The organism is Pseudooceanicola algae, from assembly GCF_003590145.2.
GTDB classification, from domain to species: Bacteria; Pseudomonadota; Alphaproteobacteria; order Rhodobacterales; family Rhodobacteraceae; genus Pseudooceanicola; species Pseudooceanicola algae.
Genome location: NZ_CP060436.1, coordinates 1,205,825 through 1,227,429, shown reverse-complemented (window position 1 = coordinate 1,227,429; position 21,605 = coordinate 1,205,825). Strand labels below are relative to the sequence as shown.

The 21,605-nt window shown below is 64.1% G+C and carries 25 protein-coding genes; 15 read left to right on the top strand and 10 right to left on the bottom strand.

From position 1 onward, the window contains the following. Nucleotides 1-129 precede the first annotated feature (129 nt). From PSAL_RS05795 to cysE, 12 genes are all read left to right on the top strand, one after another. Nucleotides 130-732: a head-tail connector protein gene (locus tag PSAL_RS05795; RefSeq protein WP_119840769.1), complete on the top strand. Its 603-nt coding sequence runs from the start codon at nucleotides 130-132 to the stop codon at nucleotides 730-732. Then, entirely contained in the window at nucleotides 729-1,064 is a 336-nt protein-coding gene (locus tag PSAL_RS05790; RefSeq protein ID WP_119840768.1) for a head-tail adaptor protein, read from the top strand. The genes PSAL_RS05795 and PSAL_RS05790 overlap by 4 nt, the downstream gene beginning before the upstream one ends. Next, complete coding sequence (locus PSAL_RS05785) at nucleotides 1,061-1,471, top strand: DUF3168 domain-containing protein (protein ID WP_119840767.1); 411 nt, start codon at nucleotides 1,061-1,063, stop codon at nucleotides 1,469-1,471. Before PSAL_RS05790 ends, PSAL_RS05785 begins: the two co-directional genes overlap by 4 nt. Nucleotides 1,472-1,493: 22 nt before the next feature. After that, entirely contained in the window at nucleotides 1,494-1,907 is a 414-nt protein-coding gene (locus tag PSAL_RS05780) for a phage major tail protein, TP901-1 family (protein ID WP_119840766.1), read from the top strand. Then, nucleotides 1,907-2,233, top strand: a complete 327-nt coding sequence (locus PSAL_RS05775) for a gene transfer agent family protein (protein WP_119840765.1) — start codon at nucleotides 1,907-1,909, stop codon at nucleotides 2,231-2,233. The genes PSAL_RS05780 and PSAL_RS05775 overlap by 1 nt, the downstream gene beginning before the upstream one ends. After that, entirely contained in the window at nucleotides 2,230-2,481 is a 252-nt protein-coding gene (locus PSAL_RS05770; RefSeq protein ID WP_269212601.1) for a rcc01693 family protein, read from the top strand. Before PSAL_RS05775 ends, PSAL_RS05770 begins: the two co-directional genes overlap by 4 nt. Next, on the top strand, nucleotides 2,459-3,121 hold the full coding sequence (locus PSAL_RS05765; RefSeq protein ID WP_119840764.1) for a phage tail tape measure protein: 663 nt from the start codon (nucleotides 2,459-2,461) through the stop codon (nucleotides 3,119-3,121). The genes PSAL_RS05770 and PSAL_RS05765 overlap by 23 nt, the downstream gene beginning before the upstream one ends. Before the next feature lie 10 nt (nucleotides 3,122-3,131). Beyond that, nucleotides 3,132-3,764 (top strand): DUF2460 domain-containing protein, encoded by a 633-nt coding sequence (locus PSAL_RS05760; RefSeq protein WP_119840763.1) that lies wholly within the window; start codon nucleotides 3,132-3,134, stop codon nucleotides 3,762-3,764. Beyond that, on the top strand, nucleotides 3,764-4,648 hold the full coding sequence (locus PSAL_RS05755; RefSeq protein ID WP_119840762.1) for a DUF2163 domain-containing protein: 885 nt from the start codon (nucleotides 3,764-3,766) through the stop codon (nucleotides 4,646-4,648). Before PSAL_RS05760 ends, PSAL_RS05755 begins: the two co-directional genes overlap by 1 nt. Then, a complete protein-coding gene (locus PSAL_RS05750) occupies nucleotides 4,645-5,088 on the top strand; it encodes a C40 family peptidase (protein WP_119840761.1) in 444 nt (147 codons plus the stop codon). Before PSAL_RS05755 ends, PSAL_RS05750 begins: the two co-directional genes overlap by 4 nt. Continuing rightward, nucleotides 5,088-9,023, top strand: coding sequence for a baseplate multidomain protein megatron (locus tag PSAL_RS05745; RefSeq protein WP_119840760.1), 3,936 nt, complete (start codon nucleotides 5,088-5,090; stop codon nucleotides 9,021-9,023). Before PSAL_RS05750 ends, PSAL_RS05745 begins: the two co-directional genes overlap by 1 nt. Nucleotides 9,024-9,117: 94 nt before the next feature. After that, the gene (cysE, locus tag PSAL_RS05740) at nucleotides 9,118-9,921 is read left to right on the top strand and encodes a serine O-acetyltransferase (RefSeq protein ID WP_119840759.1); all 804 of its coding nucleotides are present in this window, start codon (nucleotides 9,118-9,120) and stop codon (nucleotides 9,919-9,921) included. A 93-nt stretch (nucleotides 9,922-10,014) separates the two neighbouring features. Here cysE and PSAL_RS05735 read toward each other — a convergent pair whose 3' ends face one another. From PSAL_RS05735 to PSAL_RS05710, 6 genes are all read right to left on the bottom strand, one after another. Further along, nucleotides 10,015-11,352, bottom strand: a complete 1,338-nt coding sequence (locus PSAL_RS05735; RefSeq protein ID WP_119840758.1) for a pyruvate dehydrogenase complex dihydrolipoamide acetyltransferase — start codon at nucleotides 11,350-11,352, stop codon at nucleotides 10,015-10,017. Nucleotides 11,353-11,364: 12 nt separating this feature from the next. Continuing rightward, complete coding sequence (locus tag PSAL_RS05730; RefSeq protein WP_119840757.1) at nucleotides 11,365-12,744, bottom strand: pyruvate dehydrogenase complex E1 component subunit beta; 1,380 nt, start codon at nucleotides 12,742-12,744, stop codon at nucleotides 11,365-11,367. A gap of 14 nt (nucleotides 12,745-12,758) precedes the next feature. Further along, on the bottom strand, nucleotides 12,759-13,775 hold the full coding sequence (pdhA, locus tag PSAL_RS05725) for a pyruvate dehydrogenase (acetyl-transferring) E1 component subunit alpha (protein WP_119840756.1): 1,017 nt from the start codon (nucleotides 13,773-13,775) through the stop codon (nucleotides 12,759-12,761). Nucleotides 13,776-14,099: 324 nt separating this feature from the next. After that, nucleotides 14,100-14,399: an FtsB family cell division protein gene (locus PSAL_RS05720; RefSeq protein ID WP_119840755.1), complete on the bottom strand. Its 300-nt coding sequence runs from the start codon at nucleotides 14,397-14,399 to the stop codon at nucleotides 14,100-14,102. 206 nt (nucleotides 14,400-14,605) lie between these two features. Next, nucleotides 14,606-15,529, bottom strand: a complete 924-nt coding sequence (locus tag PSAL_RS05715) for a fructose bisphosphate aldolase (RefSeq protein ID WP_231388627.1) — start codon at nucleotides 15,527-15,529, stop codon at nucleotides 14,606-14,608. A gap of 140 nt (nucleotides 15,530-15,669) precedes the next feature. Then, a complete protein-coding gene (locus PSAL_RS05710; RefSeq protein ID WP_119840754.1) occupies nucleotides 15,670-16,839 on the bottom strand; it encodes a phosphoglycerate kinase in 1,170 nt (389 codons plus the stop codon). Between the two features lie 126 nt (nucleotides 16,840-16,965). On the opposite strand from PSAL_RS05710, the gene PSAL_RS05705 reads away from it, so the two are divergent. Beyond that, a complete protein-coding gene (locus PSAL_RS05705; protein WP_119840753.1) occupies nucleotides 16,966-17,472 on the top strand; it encodes a peptidylprolyl isomerase in 507 nt (168 codons plus the stop codon). Beyond that, nucleotides 17,465-18,016 carry a peptidylprolyl isomerase gene (locus PSAL_RS05700; RefSeq protein WP_119840752.1) on the top strand — a complete coding sequence of 184 codons (552 nt, stop codon included), beginning with the start codon at nucleotides 17,465-17,467 and terminating at the stop codon, nucleotides 18,014-18,016. Before PSAL_RS05705 ends, PSAL_RS05700 begins: the two co-directional genes overlap by 8 nt. A 459-nt stretch (nucleotides 18,017-18,475) precedes the next feature. Here the strand turns inward: PSAL_RS05700 and PSAL_RS05695 are convergent, their stop codons facing one another. Then, nucleotides 18,476-18,928 carry a TPM domain-containing protein gene (locus PSAL_RS05695; protein WP_119840751.1) on the bottom strand — a complete coding sequence of 151 codons (453 nt, stop codon included), beginning with the start codon at nucleotides 18,926-18,928 and terminating at the stop codon, nucleotides 18,476-18,478. Between the two features lie 10 nt (nucleotides 18,929-18,938). Beyond that, entirely contained in the window at nucleotides 18,939-19,757 is an 819-nt protein-coding gene (locus PSAL_RS05690; protein WP_119840815.1) for an isocitrate lyase/PEP mutase family protein, read from the bottom strand. 104 nt (nucleotides 19,758-19,861) lie between these two features. On the opposite strand from PSAL_RS05690, the gene PSAL_RS05685 reads away from it, so the two are divergent. After that, nucleotides 19,862-20,635: a metallophosphoesterase family protein gene (locus PSAL_RS05685; protein ID WP_119840750.1), complete on the top strand. Its 774-nt coding sequence runs from the start codon at nucleotides 19,862-19,864 to the stop codon at nucleotides 20,633-20,635. Here PSAL_RS05685 and PSAL_RS05680 read toward each other — a convergent pair. After that, nucleotides 20,632-21,009, bottom strand: a complete 378-nt coding sequence (locus PSAL_RS05680; protein ID WP_119840749.1) for a GFA family protein — start codon at nucleotides 21,007-21,009, stop codon at nucleotides 20,632-20,634. The two genes, PSAL_RS05685 and PSAL_RS05680, sit on opposite strands and share 4 nt — an antisense overlap. Continuing rightward, nucleotides 21,006-21,350 (bottom strand): MmcQ/YjbR family DNA-binding protein, encoded by a 345-nt coding sequence (locus tag PSAL_RS05675; RefSeq protein ID WP_119840748.1) that lies wholly within the window; start codon nucleotides 21,348-21,350, stop codon nucleotides 21,006-21,008. The genes PSAL_RS05680 and PSAL_RS05675 overlap by 4 nt, the downstream gene beginning before the upstream one ends. Between the last annotated feature and the right edge of the window lie 255 nt (nucleotides 21,351-21,605).

Sequence of the window (21,605 nt, the reverse complement as noted above, 5' to 3'; positions counted from 1 at the left end):
TCTTCTGCATGCGTTGTCCAGCAGCTCCCTCCGTCCGAGCAACGTTGGGAGACACGCGCCGGAGAGGGAAAAGTCGTTCGCGCCGCCCTGCGGGGCCAGCCGAAACCGTCGCGATCATCGGAGAAAACCATGATATTGATCGAAGAAAACAAGACTCCGACGGCGGTTCTGCCGATCGACCACTTCAAGGAACACCTGCGCATGGGATCCGGTTTTGCCGAGGATACCCTGCAGAACCAGGTGCTGGAAGGCTACCTTCGAGCGGCAATCTCGTCGATCGAAGGGCGCACCGGGCAGGCGCTGTATGCACGTAATTTCGTGCTGTCCCTGTCGGAGTGGCAGTCGGCGGACCGGCAGGTCTTTCCGCTGGCTCCGGTTCGCTCGATCTTTGCCGTCACCGTGGTGAATGAAGCGGGCGTCGGCTATGCCTATGACAGTACGGATTTCAAGATTGTCGAGGACAGCTATCGTCCGGCTCTGCGATCCGTAGACGGCAGCCTGCCGACGATCCCGGACAATGGTCGGGTCGAGATTTCGATCAACGCGGGCAGCGCCGAGGTCTGGTCAGATGTGCCGCCGGACCTTGCGCAGGCCGTGCTGTTGATGGCTGCACATTACTATGAGTACCGCAATGATCTGGCCCTGGGTCAGGGATGCACCCCCTTCGGCGTCACCGCGTTGATCGAACGCTATCGCCCGATGCGTCTTAGCATGGTCGGTGGGCAGTCATGATCCCGCGTCTGAACCGCCCCGTCATGTTGGAAGTATCCCAGGATGTGCCGGATGGATCGGGCGGCTATCAGCAAGTCTGGTCCACGCTCGGCATGCTCTGGGCAGAGGTCCTTCCGGGTGCCGGATCGACCGTCAGCCGTGGCGGTATCGCGGCCCAGGTCCAGAAATACAAGGTGACGGTACGCAGTGCTCCGGTCGGGGCCTCCAGCCGCCCGGTGCCCGGCCAGCGCTTTCGCGACGAAATCCAGACGCTGGTGATCGAAACTGTCGCAGACCGGGACCCGCAGGGCCGTTTCCTGATCTGCCAAGCACGTGAGGAGCTTTACCTATGAGCTACAGCGTCGCTGCCGCCCTGCAGGCGGCCATCTATCAGCAGATCGCCGGGAATGTCTCGGTCGCCGCGCTGGTCGGGTCGGACATCTTCGATGCGCCCCCAACGGGCACCCCACCCGCGACCTATGTGACCCTTGGTCCTGAAAGCGTGCGCGACCGGTCCGACAAGACCGGCAACGGGGCCCGGCATGACCTGACTGTGTCGGTGGTCAGCGATGCCGCCGGGTTCCAGACCGCAAAGGAGGTCGCCGCCGCGGTCAACGATGCGCTCGACCAACCGCTGCCGGCGCTGAGCCGTGGCGTGCTGATCAGTCTGACGTTTCTCAAGGCGCGGGCAAAGTTGACGGATTCCGGGGCCTTGCGCCGGATCGACCTGAGCTTCCGCGCCTTGGTGGAAGATACCTGAACTTTTTGACGGAGTGACGAAAATGGTAGCCCAGAACGGCAAGGACCTTCTCATCAAGGTCGACATGACCGGAGCCGGCGTGTTCGAGACCCTCGCGGGGCTGCGCGCCACGCGGATCAATTTCAACGCCGGGTCGGTCGATGTGACCAGCCTGGAAAGTACCGGCGGCTGGCGGGAATTGCTGGGTGGCGCAGGTGTGCGATCGGCATCGATGAGCGGCTCCGGCGTCTTCAAGGACGCGACCAGCGACGAACGCGCACGGCAGATCTTCTTTGATGGGGAAACACCGGATTTTCAGGTCATCATCCCGGATTTCGGCACCATCGAAGGCCCTTTCCAGGTCACCGCCATCGAATACTCCGGCGCCCATGATGGCGAGGCTACCTACGAGCTGTCGATGGCGTCGGCAGGTGCGCTCAGCTTCACGGCGCTCTGATGGGCAATCCCTGGACAGGCGAGGTGGCTGTTGCGATCGACGGTCAGCGCCATGTGCTGAAGCTGACTCTTGGCGCCTTGGCAGAACTGGAGGCGGGGTTGGAAGACGGCTCTCTCATCGCCTTGGTGCAGCGCTTCGAGAACGCCAGCTATTCGACCCGCGACGTGCTGGCGCTGATCGTTGCCGGCCTGCGTGGCGGTGGCTGGCAGGGGCGGGCGCGTGATCTGCTGACTGCCGAGATAGAAGGCGGGCCGCTTGGGGCGGCGCAGAAAGCCGCGCAACTGCTGACCCGTGCCTTCGAACTGCCCTCCGAGGAGGCGATGTGAGCGGCGGGCCGGGCCGGGTCGACTGGCCCGCCCTGATGCAGGCCGGCATGTGCGGTCTGAGCCTTTCGCCCGAGGCGTTCTGGCGCCTGACCCCGGCCGAACTGCGGCTTTTGCTCGGGGGGGCTGCGGGCAGCGGCGCCGTGCTTGGACGTAAACGATTGGACGAATTGCTGGCGGCCTATCCCGACACGGGGGGCAGGGACGCGGACAACGGAGGAGAAGACGATGGCGGATCATGGGACCTATGACGACCTTCAGAGCCAGCTTGATGCGCTGGACCTGACTCTGGAGGGCACAGCGGGGATGGTTTCGGAATTCGACCTGGAGATGCGCAAGATGCGCGGCTCCCTGACCAGCACCGGCAAGGAAATGGCGATCCTGGAGCAGGGGATCAGCCGGGGTCTGCGTCGGGCCGTGGATGGTGTTGTCCTTGACGGCATGCGGATCAGCGATGCGATGCGCGGCGTGGCGAATTCTATGGTGAACTCGGCCTATTCGGCGGCGGTGAAACCGGTCACGGATCATTTCGGCGGCATGGTTGCCCAAGGCGTCGGGTCGCTGATGAGTGGGCTGATGCCCTTTGCCGCCGGGGGAAGTTTTTCCCAGGGCCGGGTGCAGGCCTTTGCCTCGGGTGGGATCGTCTCGGGCCCGACGACCTTTCCGATGCGCGGCGGTACCGGTCTGATGGGCGAAGCCGGTCCCGAAGCGATCATGCCCTTGACCCGAGGTGCCGACGGCAAGCTCGGGGTGCGCAGCGAGAGCGGCGGCCAGCCCGTGCAGGTGGTGGTTAATATCTCGACCCCCGATGTCGACGGTTTCCGCCGGTCGCAAAGCCAGATCGCATCGCAGATGAGCCGCGCCCTTGGCCGTGGCCAACGCAACGCCTGAGGAGGGATCAATGAGCTTTCACGAAACCCGTTTCCCCGCCAACCTGTCCTTCGGTGCCCAGGGCGGCCCCGAGCGGCGCACCGAGGTGGTGACCCTTGCCAATGGCTATGAAGAGCGCAACACCCCCTGGCAGCATTCCCGCCGCCGCTACGACGCAGGGGCCGCGATGCGGTCGCTGGACGATATCGAACAGCTGATCGCGTTCTTCGAAGCACGTCAGGGGCAATTGCATGCCTTCCGTTGGAAGGATTGGGCGGATTACAAATCCTGTCTGCCAAGCGCCTCTGTCGGCGCCACGGATCAGAGCATCGGCACAGGGGATGGCGCCACGGTCTGTTTCCAACTCAGCAAGACCTATACCTCGGGCGTACAAAGCTACACGCGTCCGATTACCAAGCCTGTCGCTGCCACGACCCGCGTTACCATCGATGGTGTCGAGCAGGGCTTAGGTAGTGATTTCACGATCGATACGGAAACCGGGCTGGTCACGCTGGCCTCGGCCGCTGGTGTCGGCCAATTGGTGACCGCCGGTTTCGAATTCGATGTTCCTGTGCGGTTCGATACCGACCGGATCATGACCTCCATCGCGACCTTCCGCGCCGGAGAGGTTCCCGATGTGCCGGTGGTGGAGGTGCGGATCTGATGACTTTCAACAGTGCCCTTTCTGCCCATCTTGCCACGGGAGCGACCACGACCTGCCATTGCTGGGCGATTACCCGCAAGGATGGCACGACCCTTGGCTTTACCGATCACGACGGGCCGCTGGCCTTCGATGGTATCGCATTTCGTGCCGACAGCGGCCTGTCCGCCTCTGCCCTACAGCAAGGCACCGGGCTTTCCGTTGACAACAGCGACGCCATTGGTGCGCTCAGTGACAGCGCGATCAGCGAAGCCGATGTCGAAGCCGGTCGCTATGACGAGGCAGAAGTAACCGCCTGGATGGTCAACTGGTCTGCGCCGAACGAGCGTCAGGTCGTCTTCCGTGGCACGATCGGGGAAATCACCCGCAGTGGCGGCGCTTTCCGGGCCGAGTTGCGCGGCTTGGCCGAGATCCTGAACCGGCCGCAGGGACGGATCTATCAAAAAACTTGCAGCGCGGTACTTGGCAATGCGGCCTGTGGTCTGGACCTTGATCAGGCAGCTTTCCGGGCCGAGACCACCGCTACGGATATCGCCGAAAGTCGAGTGCTGACCTTCGCCACGCTCTCAGGCTATGACGACGGGTGGTTCACCCGGGGTCGGCTTGAGGTTCTCGACGGTCCGGCCGTGGGACTTTCGGCGCCGATCAAGCGGGATTGGGCCGAAGGCGCGCTGCGGTGCCTCGAGCTTTGGTCCCCGTTGCGGGCGGACCCGGGACTGGGGGCGATGTTCCGGCTTGATGCGGGATGCGACAAGCGGTTCCAGAGTTGCCGGGAAAAGTTCGGCAATGGCCTCAACTTTCAGGGTTTTCCGGATATTCCGGGTGAGGACTGGCTTATGGTGCCACCGTCGCGCAGCGGTTCGGCCTCGGGGGGGAGCCGACGGTGAGACAGGAAATCGACATCGTCGCGGCGGCGCGTGGCTGGATCGGCACACCTTATATCCATCAGGCGTCGGTTCGGGGCGCGGGGACCGATTGTCTTGGCCTGCTGCGAGGCATCTGGCGTGAGGTTCTGGGACAGGAACCCGAAGCCGTGCCCGCCTATTCACCGGATTGGTCCGAACCCCAGCGGGATGAACGCCTGTGGACGGCAGCCGCGCGGCATCTGATTGCCAAGCCCTTGGACGGCGAAACACCTGGCGACGTGCTGCTGTTCCGGATGCGGTCAGGCGGTGTGGCCAAGCACCTTGGGATCGCCGCTGAAACGGGGCCCGGTGCCACCTTCATCCATGCCTATAGCGCCCACGCGGTCGTCGAAAGCCCGCTGAGCGCACCCTGGAGGCGTCGCATCGTGGCGCGGTTTGCATTTCCCGGAGGAACGTCCTGATGGCTACCATTCTTCTTTCGGCCGCTGGCGCGGCTATTGGCGGGTCCATCGGCGGCTCAATCCTCGGTGTGTCGGCGGCCATGGCGGGTCGTTTCGCAGGGGCCATGGTCGGTCGAGCCATCGATCAGCGGATCATGGGCCAGGGCTCTGCAGCAGTGGAAACCGGGCGGGTCGAACGATTCCGCCTGACCGGCGCGGGGGAAGGCGACAGCGTGGCGCGGGTCTATGGCCGGATGCGGGTGGCGGGGCAGGTCATCTGGGCCTCGCAATTTTCCGAGCATTCGGCGCGTTCCGGTGGTGGCGGCGGCAAGGGGGCGCCGTCGCAGCCATCGGTCACCAGTTACAGCTACAGCGTGAACCTGGCCCTAGCGCTTTGCGAAGGCGAAATCGCCTCGGTCGGGCGCGTCTGGGCGGATGGGGCGGAGCTGGAGACAGGTTCGCTGAGCATGCGGGTCTATCACGGCGCTGCCGACCAGTTGGCCGATCCGCGCATGGAAGCGATCGAGGGACCGGGCCAGGTCCCGGCCTATCGGGGGCTCGCCTATGTGGTCTTCGAGGATCTCGACCTGACGCAATTCGGCAGCCGCATTCCGCAGTTTTCCTTCGAGGTGATCCGCCCGGCGCCTGCTGCCCTTTCGGGGGCGGAGAATGAGGCCGCCCATGCCCTGCGCGGCGTGGCGCTTATGCCGGGCAGCGGTGAATATGCCCTGGCGACCACGCGGGTCCATCACGACTACGGCGCAGGCCGGGGGGCGGTGGCCAATGTTCATTCACCCTCTGGCAAGAGCGACCTTGAAAGCTCTCTCGACCAATTGGACGCCAATCTGCCCAAATGCGAAGCCGTATCACTGATCGTCAGTTGGTTCGGGGATGACCTGCGCTGTGGTGATTGCCATATCCGCCCGAAGGTCGAACAGGGCGATTTCGACGGGATCGAGATGCCCTGGTCCGTGTCGGGTCTGACGCGGGCGACGGCGCAGGTCGTGCCACATGGGGATGACGACAGACCCGTCTACGGCGGAACCCCGGCGGATGCTTCGGTGATCGAGGCAATTCAGGCGATCGCCGCGCAGGGCAAGGCGGTGATGTTCTATCCCTTCATGCTGATGGAACAGTTGGCCGGCAATGCCTTGCCTGACCCTTACAGCACTGGCACCGGTCAGGCGGAACTGCCTTGGCGGGGGCGGATAACCACCTCGCGTGCCCCCGGCGTTTCGGGGTCGCCGGATGGCTCCGCCGCCGCGGATAGCGAAGTGGCGGCCTTTTTCGGGACCGCTTCCGCCAGTGATTTCTCGGTTGTTTCAGGGTCGGTTACCTACTCCGGCCCGGCGGAGTGGCGCTATCGCCGCTTCATCCTGCATTGCGCCGCTTTGTGTGTCGCGGCCGGCGGGGTGGATTCCTTCTGCATCGGGTCGGAAATGCGCGGGCTGACGCAGATCCGTGGCGCGGGGGGGAGTTTCGCCGCCGTGCAGGCCCTGCGCGATCTTGCGGGCGAAGTGCGTGCGATCCTCGGCGCGGGCACACGGATCGGCTATGCGGCGGATTGGACGGAGTATTCCGGATATCAGCCCCAGGACGGCAGCGGTGATCGCTATTTCCATCTCGATCCTCTTTGGGCCGATGACGAGATCGATTTTATCGGCATCGACAACTACATGCCGCTGTCTGACTGGCGGGACGGGGACGCCCATCTTGATGCGCAGACCCATGCCACGATCTATGATCCGGCGTATCTGCGCGGCAATATCGCCGGCGGAGAGCTTTACGATTGGTATTACCAGTCCGCGGCGGACCGCGCAGCGCAGATTCGTACGCCCATCACAGATGGCGCTCATAAAGAGCCCTGGATCTATCGGATCAAGGATATTCGCAACTGGTGGGCGTCGCCGCATCACGAGCGTATCGGTGGGATCCGGCAAGCCACTACAACCCTTTGGCAGCCGCAATCCAAACCGATCTGGTTCACGGAACTGGGATGCGCGGCGGTCGACAAGGCCACCAATGAGCCCAACAAGTTTCTCGACCCCAAAAGTTCGGAATCCGCCTTGCCCTATGGGTCGAGCGGGCGTCGGGATGACCTGATACAGGCGCAATATCTTCAGGCGATGCATGGCTATTGGGCCGAGACAGAAAACAACCCGAACTCTTCGGTTTATGCCGGGCCAATGGTCGACATGACGCGGGCTTTTGTCTGGGCTTGGGATGCGCGGCCTTTCCCCTATTTCCCCAACAACCGGACGCTCTGGACCGATGGCGCGAACTACCATGCGGGGCATTGGATCACCGGGCGCAGCGCTGGTCGATCGCTGGCGCTGGTTGTCGCTGAGATCTGCGAGGCTGCGGGGTTGACCGATTACGACGTCAGCGGATTGTATGGCCAGGTCAGTGGATACCTGGCGAGTGACGTCGCAGAACCGCGTGCCGTCCTGCAACCGCTGATGCTGCGTTACGCATTCGACGCGATCGAAACCGGGGGACAAATCGTCTTTCGAATGCGCGACGGTCGGGTCACTGCCAAGGTCGATGCCGGAAGCGTCGCCGTTTCGCGCGAAATCGACGGGCGGATCGAACGCCAGCGCGCCGCGGAGGCCGAGATGTCCGGGCGCATGCGCTTGCGGTTTTTCGAAGCGGATGCAGACTTTGCCTCCATTACCGAAGAGGCTGTTCTACCGGATGAGGAAACCCGAGGTATTGCGGGCAGTGAACTCCCCCTGGCCATGACCCGCGCCGAAGGTCGTGAAACCGTCGAGCGGTGGCTGACCGAGGCCCGCGTAGCGCGCGACACCCTGCGACTGGCCCTGCCGCCGTCGCGGCGCGGGGTCGGACCCGGCGACGTGATCGATCTGAGCGAGGATGGTGTGACTGAACGCTACCGGGTGGACCGGGCTGAATTTTCCGGCGTCGGTCTGTTGGAGGCAGTGCGCGTGGACCCGGATGTCTATACGCCCGTGGCCATCGACGAGACCGCGTCGCCGGTGGCACAGTTTGTCACCGCGCTGCCGGTTCTGCCGTTGTTCCTGGACCTGCCGTTAATGCGTGGCGACGAAACCCCGCATGCTCCCCATGTCGCGATCACGGCGGAGCCTTGGCCGGGAGATGTGGCGATCTACAGTTCCGGCAGCGACGCGGGCTATTTGCTGGATCAGGTGGTCCGGACCCGGTCCGTGATCGGGGTCACCACCACCGAGATGCCGCGCGGTCCCGTTGGACGGCCTGACCCGGGCCCCCCGCTCGGTGTGGCGCTGACTTCGGGGCAGTTGGCTTCGGTCGACGAAGCGGGGCTGTTGGCCGGCCGCAACCTGATGGCCATCGGGGATGGCAGTCCGGGCAATTGGGAGGTCTTTCAGTTCCGTGACGCAGTCCTGACGGCACCCGGATCCTATGCGCTTGGCCATCGGTTGCGCGGACAACTTGGCAGCGATTCCCTGATGCCCGAAGTCTGGCCCGAGGGATCCTATGTGGTGGTGCTGGACGGACAGCCGGGACAGATCTCCCTGGCGCCGAACCAGCGCAATCTGCCGCGCTATTTCCGCATTGGGCCGGCTGCCAAGTCGTTGGATGATGCGTCTTACCGGCATTCCGAACATGCTTTCCAAGGTGTCGGACTGAAGCCGCTGTCGTCCTGCCATCTGCGGGCCAGAACCATGCCTGGCGGTGATACCGTCTTTACCTGGGTGCGGCGAACACGGGTGGGGGGCGACGGCTGGGACCTGCCCGAAGTGCCGCTTGGCGAAGAGACCCTGAGCTTCCTGCTGCGTATCCGTTCGGGCGGGGCCCTTTTGCGTGAGGTCTTCGTAAGCGGCACTTCGTGGACCTACAGCAGCGCACAGCAAGAGGCGGACGGCTTGGGCGGCAGCGGAGAGATTGAACTAGCCCAGATCTCGGCGAGCTTCGGTCCGGGGGCGGCGCGCAAGTTGGCGTTTACCGTCACCTGAACATTACAGTTCGTGATCATGGGCGTAACGGGTTTACGATTTCCTCGTTCCGCTGGTTCTGGTACCCTGACCTTCAGCCGTCAGGAAAGATGCCATGGTCACACCGAAAGCAAAACTTGCCGAACTGGACCCCGTCTGGGACCGGATCCTTCGCGAAGCCAGGTTGGCCATTGCGGAGGAGCCGCTTCTGGGCGGGATGGTTCATTCGACCATTCTGCACCATCCGTCGATGGAGCGTGCCCTGGCTTACCGGATCGCGATGAAGCTGGCCTCGGACGAGATGTCCGGCCAGATCCTGCGCGAAATCTGTGACGAGGCCTTTGCCGCCGATCCCGCGATCCTTGCCTCGGCACGGGCCGATATCGTGGCGATCAATGAACGCGACCCCGCCTGCCATCGTTTCCTTCAGCCGCTTTTGTACTTCAAGGGCTTCCAGGCCGTGCAGGCCTATCGCGTGGGCCATTGGCTGTGGAACGAGGGCCGCCGCGATCTGTCCTATTTCTTCCAGATGCGGTCGTCCGAGGTCTTTGGGGTCGATATCCATCCGGCAGCCAAGATCGGCAAGGGGATCATGATCGACCACGCTCACTCCATCGTCGTCGGGGAAACCGCCGTGGTGGGGGACAATGTGTCGATGCTGCATTCCGTCACCCTTGGCGGTACCGGCAAGGAAGAAGAGGATCGTCACCCCAAGATCGGAAACGGTGTCCTGATCGGGGCTGGGGCCAAGGTGCTGGGCAATATCGAGATCGGGCATTGTTCGCGGATCGCGGCCGGGTCCGTGGTGTTGCATCCGGTGCCGGCCTGCAAGACCGTTGCCGGTGTACCTGCCCGTATCGTGGGTGAGGCGGGCTGCGATCAGCCGGCGCTGCGCATGGACCAGATTCTGGGGATGTGATCCGGGCCCGCTGAGTGGCGGCAAGACATCCAGCACAACGAAAAAGGCCACCCCCGAGGGGTGGCCTTTGCTGTTTCAGTAACCGCACCAAGGTCAGGCGAGCATGACCATCGGGTTTTCGAGGTTCTCGACGATGGCTTTCAGCAGGTCCGCCCCAAGCGCCCCGTCGATCACGCGGTGATCGACCGACATGGTCACGGACATGACGGTCGCGACCTCGATCTCGCCGGCCTCGTTGACGACGGGCTTCTTGACGCCCGCGCCGACGGCCAGGATGCCTGCATGCGGCGGGTTCACGATGGCGTCGAAGTTGTCGATACCGAACATGCCGAGGTTCGAGACCGCGAAGGCGCCGCCCTGGTATTCATGCGGCGCGAGCTTGCGGTCGCGGGCACGCTTGGCGAGGTCCTTCATTTCCGCCGACAGCGCTGACAGGGACTTCATGTCGGCATCGCGCAGCACCGGCGTGAACAAACCACCTTCGATCGCGACGGCAACGGCGACGTCCGACGGCTTCATCTTCAGCACCCGGTCACCGGCCCAGACCGCGTTGGCATCCGGCACCGACTGCATCGCCAGGGCGCAGGCCTTGATGATGAAATCATTGACCGACAGCTTCACACCGCGCCCTTCCAGCTGCTTGTTCAGCTGGGCGCGGAACTTCAGCAGCGCGTCGAGCTTGATGTCGCGGCGCAGGTAGAAGTGCGGGATGGTCTGCTTGGCCTCGGTCAGACGCGCGGCGATGGTCTTGCGCATGCCGTCCAGCGTGACCTCTTCGTAATCGCGGTCGCCGTACATTTTCTTGACCGCATCGGAAGAGGCGCCAGTGGGGGCGGGTTTGCCGACCACGGCATCCGCCGTGGCGGCCTCTTTCGAGGCGGCTTCGGCGGGCTGGGCTTCGGCGGCTTCCACGTCTGCCTTCACGATCCGGCCATGTGGACCCGACCCGGTGACATTCGCCAGGTCGAGACCCTTCTGGGCCGCGATGCGACGTGCCAGCGGCGAGGCGAAGATGCGCTTGCCATCCCCGTCCCTGGGGGCTGCCGGGGCGGGGGCGTCCTTGGCGGAGGCCTCCTGCTTCGGTGCCGCCTGGGCCTCTTTCGGGGCCGGAGCCGCCTCGGAGGTTTCCTCGGGGTTGGCGCTGGCCTTGGCGGTACCGGAGGTCTTGCCGATGTCGTCGACGCTTTCGCCTTCTTCCAGCAGAACGGCGATGGGGTCGTTGACCTTCACGCCTTCGGTGCCTTCGGCGACCAGGATCTTGCCGATCACCCCTTCATCCACGGCTTCGAATTCCATCGTCGCCTTGTCGGTCTCGATCTCGGCCAGCAGGTCACCGGAGGACACGGTGTCGCCCTCCTTGACCAGCCACTTCGCCAGCGTGCCTTCCTCCATCGTGGGAGACAGGGCAGGCATCAGAATTTCTGTCGGCATTGCGCGCGCTCCTTACCGGTAGGTGACTTTTTTCACCGCCGCGATCACCTCGTCCGTGGTGATCAGGGCATGTTTCTCAAGGTTCGCCGCATAGGGCATCGGCACGTCCTTCCCGGTGCAGTTGATCACCGGCGCGTCGAGGTAATCGAACGCGTTTTCCATGATGTAGGCCGACAGGTGGTTGCCGATCGACGCCACGGGGAAGCCTTCTTCGACGGTGACGCAGCGGTTGGTCTTCATCACCGAGGCGATCAGCGTGTCGTAATCCAGCGGGCGCAGGGTGCGCAGGTCGATGACCTCGGCGTCGATGCCATCTTCTGCCAGCTTTTCCGCGGCTTCCAGCGCGTACTTCATGCCGATTCCGAAGGAGACGAGCGTCACATCCGTGCCTTCGCGCCAGATCCGCGCCTTGCCGAAGGGGATGGTGAAATCATCGACATCCGGCACTTCGAAGCTTTGCCCGTACATCAGCTCGTTTTCGAGGAAGATGATCGGGTTGGGGTCGCGGATGGCCGATTTCAGCAGGCCTTTCGCGTCAGAGGCCGAATAGGGCATCACGACTTTCAGACCGGGGATCTGCGCATACCAGGCCGCGTAGTCCTGGCTGTGCTGCGCGCCGACACGGGCCGCAGCGCCGTTCGGACCGCGGAAGACCATGGGGGCACCCATCTGGCCGCCGGACATGTAAAGCGTCTTGGCCGCCGAATTGATGATCTGGTCGATTGCCTGCATGGCGAAGTTGAAGGTCATGAACTCGACGATCGGGCGCAGACCACCGAAGGCGGCGCCGACGGCGAGCCCGGCAAAGCCGTGTTCGGTGATTGGCGTATCGACCACGCGCTTGGCGCCGAATTCGTCCAGCAGACCCTGGCTGACCTTGTAGGCGCCCTGGTACTCGGCGACTTCCTCGCCCATCAGATAGACGTTGTCGTCGGACCGCATTTCCTCGGCCATGGCGTCGCGCAGGGCTTCGCGGACCGTCTGGGTCTTCATCGGCGTGCCTTCGGGCCAGTCGGGCGAGGCCTTGGATTTCACTTCCGCCGGGGCGGAGGCGGCGGCAGGCTTGGCGGGTTCGTCTTCGGCCACGGCCGGGGCATCCGCCGCTGGCGCAGGGGCGGCAGAGGCGCTGTCGATATCGTCAGCACTTTCGCCCTCTTCCAGCAGCACGGCGATGGGGTCATTGACCTTCACGCCCTCGGTGCCGGCCTCGACCAGGATCTTGCCGATCGTGCCTTCATCCACGGCTTCGAATTCCATCGTCGCCTTGTCGGTCTCGATCTCCGCCAGGATATCCCCGGAGGAAACGGTATCGCCTTCCTTGACCAGCCACTTGGCCAGCGTGCCTTCTTCCATGGTCGGTGAGAGGGCGGGCATCAGAACTTGAATTGGCATGCGTGTCGTCTCCCTCAGGCGTCGGCTTCTTGCGGCGCCACATCGGCATAGATATCGGTCCAAAGCTCATCAAGCGCGGGCTCGGGGCTTTCCTTGGCGAAATCGGCGGACTTGTTGACGATGTCCTTGATCGTCTTGTCGATCTCCTTCAGCTCGTCCTCGGTGGCGTGCTTGCCGGTGATCAGCATATCGCGGACATGCTCGATGGCATCCTTCTCGGTGCGCATCTTCTGCACTTCCTCGCGGGTCCGGTACTTGGCCGGGTCCGACATGGAGTGACCGCGATACCGATAGGTCTTCACCTCAAGGATATATGGCCCCTTGCCGGCGCGACAATGGGCAACGGCCTTCTCGCCGGCTGCCTTGACTGCCAGCACGTCCATGCCATCGACCTCTTCGCCGGGGATGCCATAGGGCTCGCCGCGCTTGTAGATCTCGGCCGAAGAGGTCGAGCGCGTCTGCGAAGTCCCCATGGCATACATGTTGTTCTCGATGACGAAGATCACCGGCAGCTTCCACAGCGAGGCCATGTTGAAGCTCTCGTAGACCTGACCCTGGTTGGCCGCGCCATCGCCGAAATAGGCAAAGCTCACACGGTCATTGCCCAGGTACTTGTCGGCAAAGGCCAGCCCGGTCCCGATCGGCACCTGCGCCCCGACGATCCCATGCCCCCCGTAGAAGTTCTTCTCCTTCGAGAACATGTGCATCGAGCCGCCCTTGCCCTTCGAATAGCCGCCTTCGCGACCTGTCAGCTCGGCCATGACACCATTGGGATCCATGCCGCAGGCCAGCATATGCCCGTGGTCACGGTAAGAGGTGACGCGCTTGTCGCCTTCCTCGGCCGCGGCTTCCAGCCCGACCACGACGGCCTCCTGGCCGATGTAGAGGTGACAGAAGCCGCCGATCAGGCCCATGCCGTATAGCTGGCCGGCCTTCTCTTCGAAGCGGCGGATCAGCAGCATGTCATGGTAATAGGTCTTCAGCTCTTCGGCCGAAACATTCGGCTTGGCTGGGGTCTTGCGGGTCGCCATGGGTATCCTCCCCTGAGTGTCATCGCAAAAGGTGGGAAACTGGAATAGTTTAGTATTAAACTATCAACTACAACACTTCCCCGCCGGATGCGAGGGGGAATTTGCCGCAACCCCTTCCCAGGCCCGTGCCCGACCACCCGCAGGCGGCCGCCAGGGCCGTTTCATTTCTTTACAATAGAGCTTTGATGCCATCCGACAATGCCGGAAAGGCGCATAGCCTGACAGACTTGCACCATGTTTCCCTGTTCTAAATATCCCGGGGGAGGGCGCCTGGACGCGCAGCGTCCGGGCGCGCGGGGGCAGCGCCCCCAAGCCGGCCCAAAATCAGCGCAGGACGAATTCGTCGCCGCGCACCAGACCCAGAACATCGCGGGCCTGTTGATCCAGCAGATCGAGGTCGAGGTAATCATCCGACAGGCGCCGGGTGCGGTTTTCCATCACGACGATCCGCTCTTCCAGCTCGGCCAGCTGATGGCGCAATTGCACGTTGTCGCTCTGGACCACGGCGCGACGGAACAGCCCGTATTCGCCCTGCACGGCGGCAAAGGTGAAATACATGCCGAGCAGGAAAATCAGCCCGAAATATAGAAACAACCCGAACGCCGGGCGCGTCTCGCCAGTCATGCCTTGCCTCGTGATCCCGACCTCAAGGGTCTGCCTTGCGCCTCTTCTGGGCGCTGTCCGATCATCATGACACAGCTGATTCGCAAAGGGAATCCCCCGAAGCATCACTTTTCGCGCAAATCGGCGGTTGAACGCTCCACGAAAAGGGCGCCCGCAGGCGCCCAAGGTCGTTTGCAAATATCTCGGCGCGCCTAGGGCGCCGGGGCTCAGCCCGCGACAGAGGCTTGGTAGATCCCGTCGATGGTCTCGCCCAGCACGGCGTCGAAATCCGCATCCGGTTGCTGTGCCGACAGACCTTCGGTCAGCGCCCGGCTGAACGAGGCGATCATGCCGGTCTGTTTGGACAGGCGCATATTGGCGTCCTCGCGGGCATAGCCGCCGGACAGGGCCACGACCTTCATGACCTTGGGGTGATCGACCAGAGCCTTGTACTGGTTCACCGCCTCGGGGATCGACAGCTTCAGCATCACTTCGATGCCCTCGGGCAGGGCGTCCAGATGGGCCAGGATCTCGTCCCGCAGAAGGTCTTCGGCTGCGGCCTTGTCCTCGATGGTGATCGTCACCTCGGGTTCCAGGATCGGCATCAGCCCATGGCCCAGGATCTGCATCCCGACCTCGAACTGCTGATCGACGATCTTCTTGATGCCGACCGGATCGGCCGCATCCACAACCGAACGCATCTTGGTCCCGAAGATCCCCTTGGTGACCGCACGGGCACACAGCGTGTCAAGCTCGGGCATCGGCTTCATCAGCTTCACACCGTCTTCCGGATCGGCAAGGCCCTTGTCGACCTTCAGGAAGGGCACGACCTGCTTTTCTTTCCAAAGATATTCGGCCGTCGGCACGCCGTCGATCTCGCCATCCATGGTGCGTTCGAACAGGATCGCGCCGATCACCTTTTCACCGTTGAAGGCGGGGGACTTGATGATCCGCGCCCGCATCTGGTGCATCAGGGAAAACATCTCGGCATCGCCGGAATAGGCATCTTCCTCGATGCCGTAGAGCTTCAAAGCCTTGGGCGTGGACCCGCCGCTCTGATCGAGGGCTGCAATGAAACCATCTCCGCTGCGCATCTGCTCCGCCTGTGCGGCATCCGCGCGTACCATCTCGGCCTGGGTCGTCTCAGTCATGATCAATCGCCTGAAAAGTGAGTTTTGTTCAAAGAGCGCGGCGGTTCCGCGCCCCGTCCCGGAAAGTTCTAGGCGACGGGGCAGGGGCTGGCAACGCAGGTTGCGCTAACGGTGGCCACCGCAACGGGCGGTGGCGGTAATCAGCCCTCCAAGGCAGCAACGCCGGGCAGGGTCTTGCCTTCCATCCACTCGAGGAAGGCCCCGCCAGCGGTCGAGATATAGGTGAACTTCTCGGCCGCGCCGCTGGCGTTCAGCGCCGCTACCGTGTCGCCACCGCCGGCGACCGAGACCAGTTTGCCCGCTTCGGTCAGCTCAGCGGCCTTCAGCGCCGCGGCGTCGGTGGCGGCGTTGAAGGGCGCGATCTCGAAGGCGCCAAGCGGGCCGTTCCAGATCAGCGTCCTGGCGTGTTCGAAGGCATAGCCGACACGTTCCACGCTTTCGGGACCTGCATCCAGGATCATCGCGTCGTCGGGGCACCGGGTGGACGGCACCGTTTCATTCTCGGCCCCGGCCTTGAATTCGCGCGCCACGACGATGTCGGCGGGCAGGATGATCTCGCAGCCCACGTCCAGTGCCTTCAGCATGATCTGCTTGGCGATCTCGGTCATCTCGTGTTCGCAAAGCGACTTGCCCACGTTGATGCCCTGCGCCGCAAGGAAGGTATTGGCCATACCGCCGCCGATCACCAGCCGGTCGACCTTTTCGACCAGATTGCCCAGCAGGTCGAGCTTGGTCGACACCTTGGCGCCGCCGACCACGGCCACGACGGGGCGTTCGGGCGCGCCAAGCGCGGCCTCCAGCGCCTGCAATTCGGCCTGCATCAGGCGCCCGGCACAGGCGGGCAGTTCCCGTGCCAGCGCCTCGGTCGAAGCATGGGCCCGGTGGGCGGCCGAAAAGGCATCGTTGCAATAGATGTCGCCCAGTTTGGCCAGGGTCTTGGCCAATGCGGGGTCGTTCTTTTCCTCGCCGGGCAGGAAACGGATGTTTTCCAGCAGCAGGATCGGCACATCCAGCCCTTCGGCCGCTTCCAGATCCTCGGCAAAGGCGACCTTGCGGCCAAAGGCCTCTTCCAGCGCGGGCAGCAGAAGCTGCAGCGACATTTCCGGATCGACCTTGCCCTTGGGGCGGCCGAAATGCGCGATCAGCACGACCTTGCCGCCCGCTTCCAGGATATCCGTCACCGTCGGCACGATTCGCTCGATCCGGGTCGCATCCGTGACCTTGCCGTCTTCGAGCGGCACGTTGATATCGACGCGGGTCAGCACGATCTTGCCTGCAAGATCCATATCATCCAGTGTTTTCCAGCCCATGGTGCCTCTCCTTGATTAGCTCTTGGCGAAGTTCTGGCGCTATCCAGCGGTTGGGTCAACAGCCCGGCCTTGGCATTTGCCCCATCGGTCCCTAATGCTGGCGCAAACATGTGGAAGGAGAGGCAAATGGCCGAAATCAAGGATCCCGAGAACACCATTCTGATGGAATTGACCGGTGGGACCGTCATCATCGAGCTGATGCCCGATGTCGCCCCCAAGCATTCCGAGCGGATGAAGGAACTGGCCCGCTCCGGCGCTTATGACGGCGTGGTGTTCCACCGCGTGATCGAAGGCTTCATGGCACAGACCGGCGATGTGCAGCACGGCAATTCGACCGGCGATTTCGACATCCGTCGCGCCGGAACCGGTGCATCGGACCTGCCGAACGTCCCGGCCGAATTCTCGCGTCTGCCGCATGACCGGGGCACCCTGGGCGCGGCGCGCAGCCAGAACCCGGATTCGGCGAATTCGCAGTTCTTCATCAACTTCAAGGACAACCATTTCCTCAACGGCCAATACACCGTCTATGGTCGTGTCATCGAAGGCATGGAGCATGTCGACGCCATCACCCGTGGCGAGCCGCCTGCGAAGCCCGACACGATGGTGTCTGTGAAGGTGGCCGCCGATGCGTAAGCTCGTTCTCTCCGCAGCCTTCACCGCGCTGGCGGCCCCGGCGCTGGCCACCGGCCTTGATATCGAGATCGCGGGCGAGGCCAATGGCGTCGTCCATGTCGAGCTGTTCGACGACATCGCCCCGCTGCATGCCGAGCGCCTGACCACCCTGGCGGAAGAGGGCGCTTATGACGGCGTCTACTTTCACCGGGTGATCGACGGTTTCATGGCGCAGACGGGCGACGTGGAATATGCCAAGGACGGCGGCAATCTCGCCATGGCCGGTCGCGGCGGATCCTCGCTCGGCAACCTGCCGGCGGAGTTTTCCGACAAGCCCTTCGTGCGCGGTGTCGTGGGCATGGCGCGCAGCCAGAACCCGGATTCGGCAAATTCGCAGTTCTTCATCATGTTCGACCCCTCGATGCAGCTGAACGGTCAGTACACGGTTGTCGGAGAGGTCACATCGGGCATGGAAGTGGTCGATCAGATCAAGCGCGGCACCGGGGCCAACGGCAGCGTCGTGGGTGCGCCCGACATGATGAAAACGGTGACCGTTACCGAATGATCCCGCCCCGCGCGGATTTTTCGCAGGACATCTGAAAAGGGCCCCCGGTCGCAGGATCGGGGGCCTTTTGCGTCAAAACCGGCCCGAAGCCCCGCCGCCGCCCGACCGGCCACCGCCGAAACCGCTGCTGCGGCTGTCACGCGCCGTCAGGACCGGCAGGGTCAGAAGGCGTGTCCAGGCATGGCCACAGGTGCGACAGCGCAGGCTGTCCCTGGCCTCTCCCGGCTGTTGGCGGGTGGGGCGGCGGATGACCTCGCGCTGACGGCTGATCCGTTTCGGGCTGCCGCAGCGCGGGCAGGTCTGGCCCTTGCCGCGCCGCTTTCCGCGCGTGGCGATGAACAGCAGCGCAAGGATGCCGCCGCCGATGAAAAGGAAGGGCGTGCCGCCGCCCTGCGATGCGGGCGGTGTCGGATCGGTCAGGAAGGGGCGCTGGATCTCGGCAATGACACGGGCCGCGCCCTATTCCAGGCCCTCGCCGTAGGCGCCCGTCGCAAAGGCAGGGATCATGGTGTCTTCCATGATCCGGCGGGCCTGTGCATCCCAGTCGCGGCCATAGCCCGCGCCAAGCTCGATGCGGGTCTGCCCGTCGTCAGGCATCAGGAGCAGCAGCGCGCCGTCGTTGCGTGCCGGATCACCAATGCCCCATTGGTCGAACAGCGCAGCGGCAAGATCCTCAAGGCGGCGACCCTTCAGGCCGTCGAGGGTCGCGACGGTGATCTCGGCCCCGGGGTCCTGACGCGCGGCTTGCAGGATTTCGCGCAGCCGGTCTTCTTCGGCCGGGCTCAGAATATTCGCGAAATCATTGACATAGGCTTCGCGTGGGGCGGGCAGCGGGGTCTGGGCCGCCAGCGCGCCGGGCAGGGCGAGCATGGCGGCACAAAGGAGCCCGCGCAGGCGGACACCCAGCCTCATCCCAGCCGCCTCATGCCTTGCGCGCGCCCTCGATCAGCATCTGGTCGACCTCTTCGCCGGACACCGATTTCTTGAGCCGGGAGAAGGAGCCGTCTTCCCAGATCTCGCTCATCGCGTCGATGATGACCCTGTGGGTGACCCGCGCCAGCGAGGAGCCAAGGGAAATCCGCGCGACGCCGATCCGGGCGAAATCCTCCAGCGCGTAACTGGCCAGGGTTCCGGCGGCCAGCGCGTTGACCGGCAGGTCGGTGCTGGCAACGATGCGTTCCAGCGCCTCCCAATCGGGTGGGCCGGGCACATAGAGGCAATCGGCCCCGGCGGCTTCGAAACCGGCCAGCCGCGCCATTGCCTCATCCATGTCGTAAAGCCCGGTCATCACGCCATCGGCGCGCGCGACCAGCACGAAATCGCGGGGCAGGGCGCGGGCGGCATCGGCAGCGGCGCGGATGCGTTCGATCGCCAGATCGCGGTCATAGGCCTTGCCGTCCACCAGATCCTCGATCGTGATCCCGGCCAGACCGGCCTCGGCGGCCAGGCGCACGGTCTGCGCGACGTCCTCGGGGGCCTCGGCATAGCCGCTCTCGAAATCGCCTGAAACGGGCAGGTCGACCGCGGCCACCATGGCCTCGGCATGGGCCAGCGCTTCGTCTAGGGTGACATTGCCGTCCGTCTTGCCAAGGGTGAAGGCCAGCGCGGCGGAGGAGGTGCCGATGGCCTCTGCCCCCATCGCCGCCAGCATCCGGGCCGAGCCTGCATCCCAGGCATTGGCCAGGACAAAGGGTTTCTCACCATGGTGTAACGCGCGGAACGTGGCGCCGGAATCTTGCATCTTTGCCTCCTCTGGGTCGTTGTCTTGAAAGGTCTTGCAGATGGCGGGGGGGTGCAAGGGTTTTTCGCTTGTTCCATGCGGGCTCATGCCGCCATGGTCCTGCCATGATCACTCTCGAATGCCCCCGCTTGCCCGCCCGGTTCGCCGTCATCGCCGATATTCACGGCAATGCCGATGCCCTGTCTGCCGTGCTTTCGGACATGGCAGATTTCGCCCCCGAAGCCCTGCTGGTGCTGGGCGATCACTTTTCCGGCCCGCTCGATCCGCAGGGCACGGCGGATCGTCTCATGACGCTGAACGCCTACAGCCTTGCGGGCAATCACGACCGCAATCTGCTTGAAAAAGCGCCAGAAGACATGTGGGGCAGCGACCGGATCGCCCATGAGGCCCTGTCGCCGCAGGCCTTCGACTGGCTGCGCGATCTGCCGCAACTGCTGGATTTCGGCGATGTCCTGGCCTGCCATGCCACCCCCCTGAGCGATGGCACCTACTGGAACCATGAGCCCGGGCCGGGCGGCATCCTGCATCCCCGCCCCATGGCGCAGATCGCGGACTGGTCGGCTGGCGTCACGGCGCCGCTGGTCCTGTTCGCCCATACCCATATCCCGGCGCTTTTGCGCCTGCCGACAGGGCAGATCCTGTTCAACCCCGGCTCCGTCGGCTGCCCGGCCTATGACGACGAACGCCCGCCATACCCGCACAAGGTCGAGGCCCGCAGCCCCGCCGCCGCCTATGCGATCATCGATCGCGCGGGCGAGGGTTTCCGCTTTACCCAACGGTATGTGCCCTATGACAGCGCCCGCATGGCGCAGGCCGCGCGCAACTATGGCGAACCTGCCTGGGCAAATGCGGTGACGACCGGCACCCTCGGGGGCTAGATCGCCGCGCCGTCGATGGCGCGCAGCGGGACAGAGCCGATGTCGAAGCCGTCAAGGCAGCGGGCATTGACAGCCCAGCCATCGAAGGGCGGCACCCCGGCTGCGCGTTCCGCGGCTGTCGGGTCCGAGGGCCTGCGGAACGGCATGATCCCGCAGGTGGGGCAGAAGTAATCCCGTGCCGTGCCGCCGCCCCAGCGGTAGGGGCTCAGCCCCTCCCAGGGGGTCAGCAGCTGCAGCGCCGCCCTTGGAACGCGGATGTTCAGCGCCCCGCGCATGTGACATATCGAACAATTGCAGACCCGCAGATGGGTGATTTCTGCCGTGACTTCGAACCGGACCGCCTGGCAATGGCAGGCCCCTTGCCACAGCGTCACGGCGCGCGCTCCGCCATCCCGGCGGGGACCTTTTTCGTCAGCTTCGACCGGATCAGATCGTAGGAGATCACCACCCGGTCGCGGATCAGAGTCTCTGGCGCACTCCAGCGCAGCAGGATCCAGCTGGCGTGGAAATAGGGCGCGCGCTCTGCATCCCCGGCCTCGATCATCATCCGCGCGAAATCGGCATCGGCTGTCTTGACCGCAACGCCCAGATCCCGCGCCCCGACCGAGGCGAACATCTTGCCGCCCACCTTCCAGGCATCATGACCGCCCCAGGGATCCGAAACCTCGGCTCCGGGCAGGGGGGCGCAGATCTGGTGCAGAAGGTGGCGGTTCATGCCATCCAGCCTGGCACAACGGGTGGCAAAGGCAAGGCTGCCGGCGTCCCGCCCGCCGTTCCCCCGCCAATTCCGGACTTGGCAAAGACCCGTCGCCGCGCTATGCCGCTTGCCATGACGAAGCGTTGCCTCATTACCGGCTGCATCATTCCCTGCTGAGAGCATTCTCGCGGGCCGCTTCCTCGTTTTCCTCTGCCAAAGGATCCTGTAAGCCGCCCGCGGGCGAAGTGCCTTTGGCGCGCGAGGACGAGGACA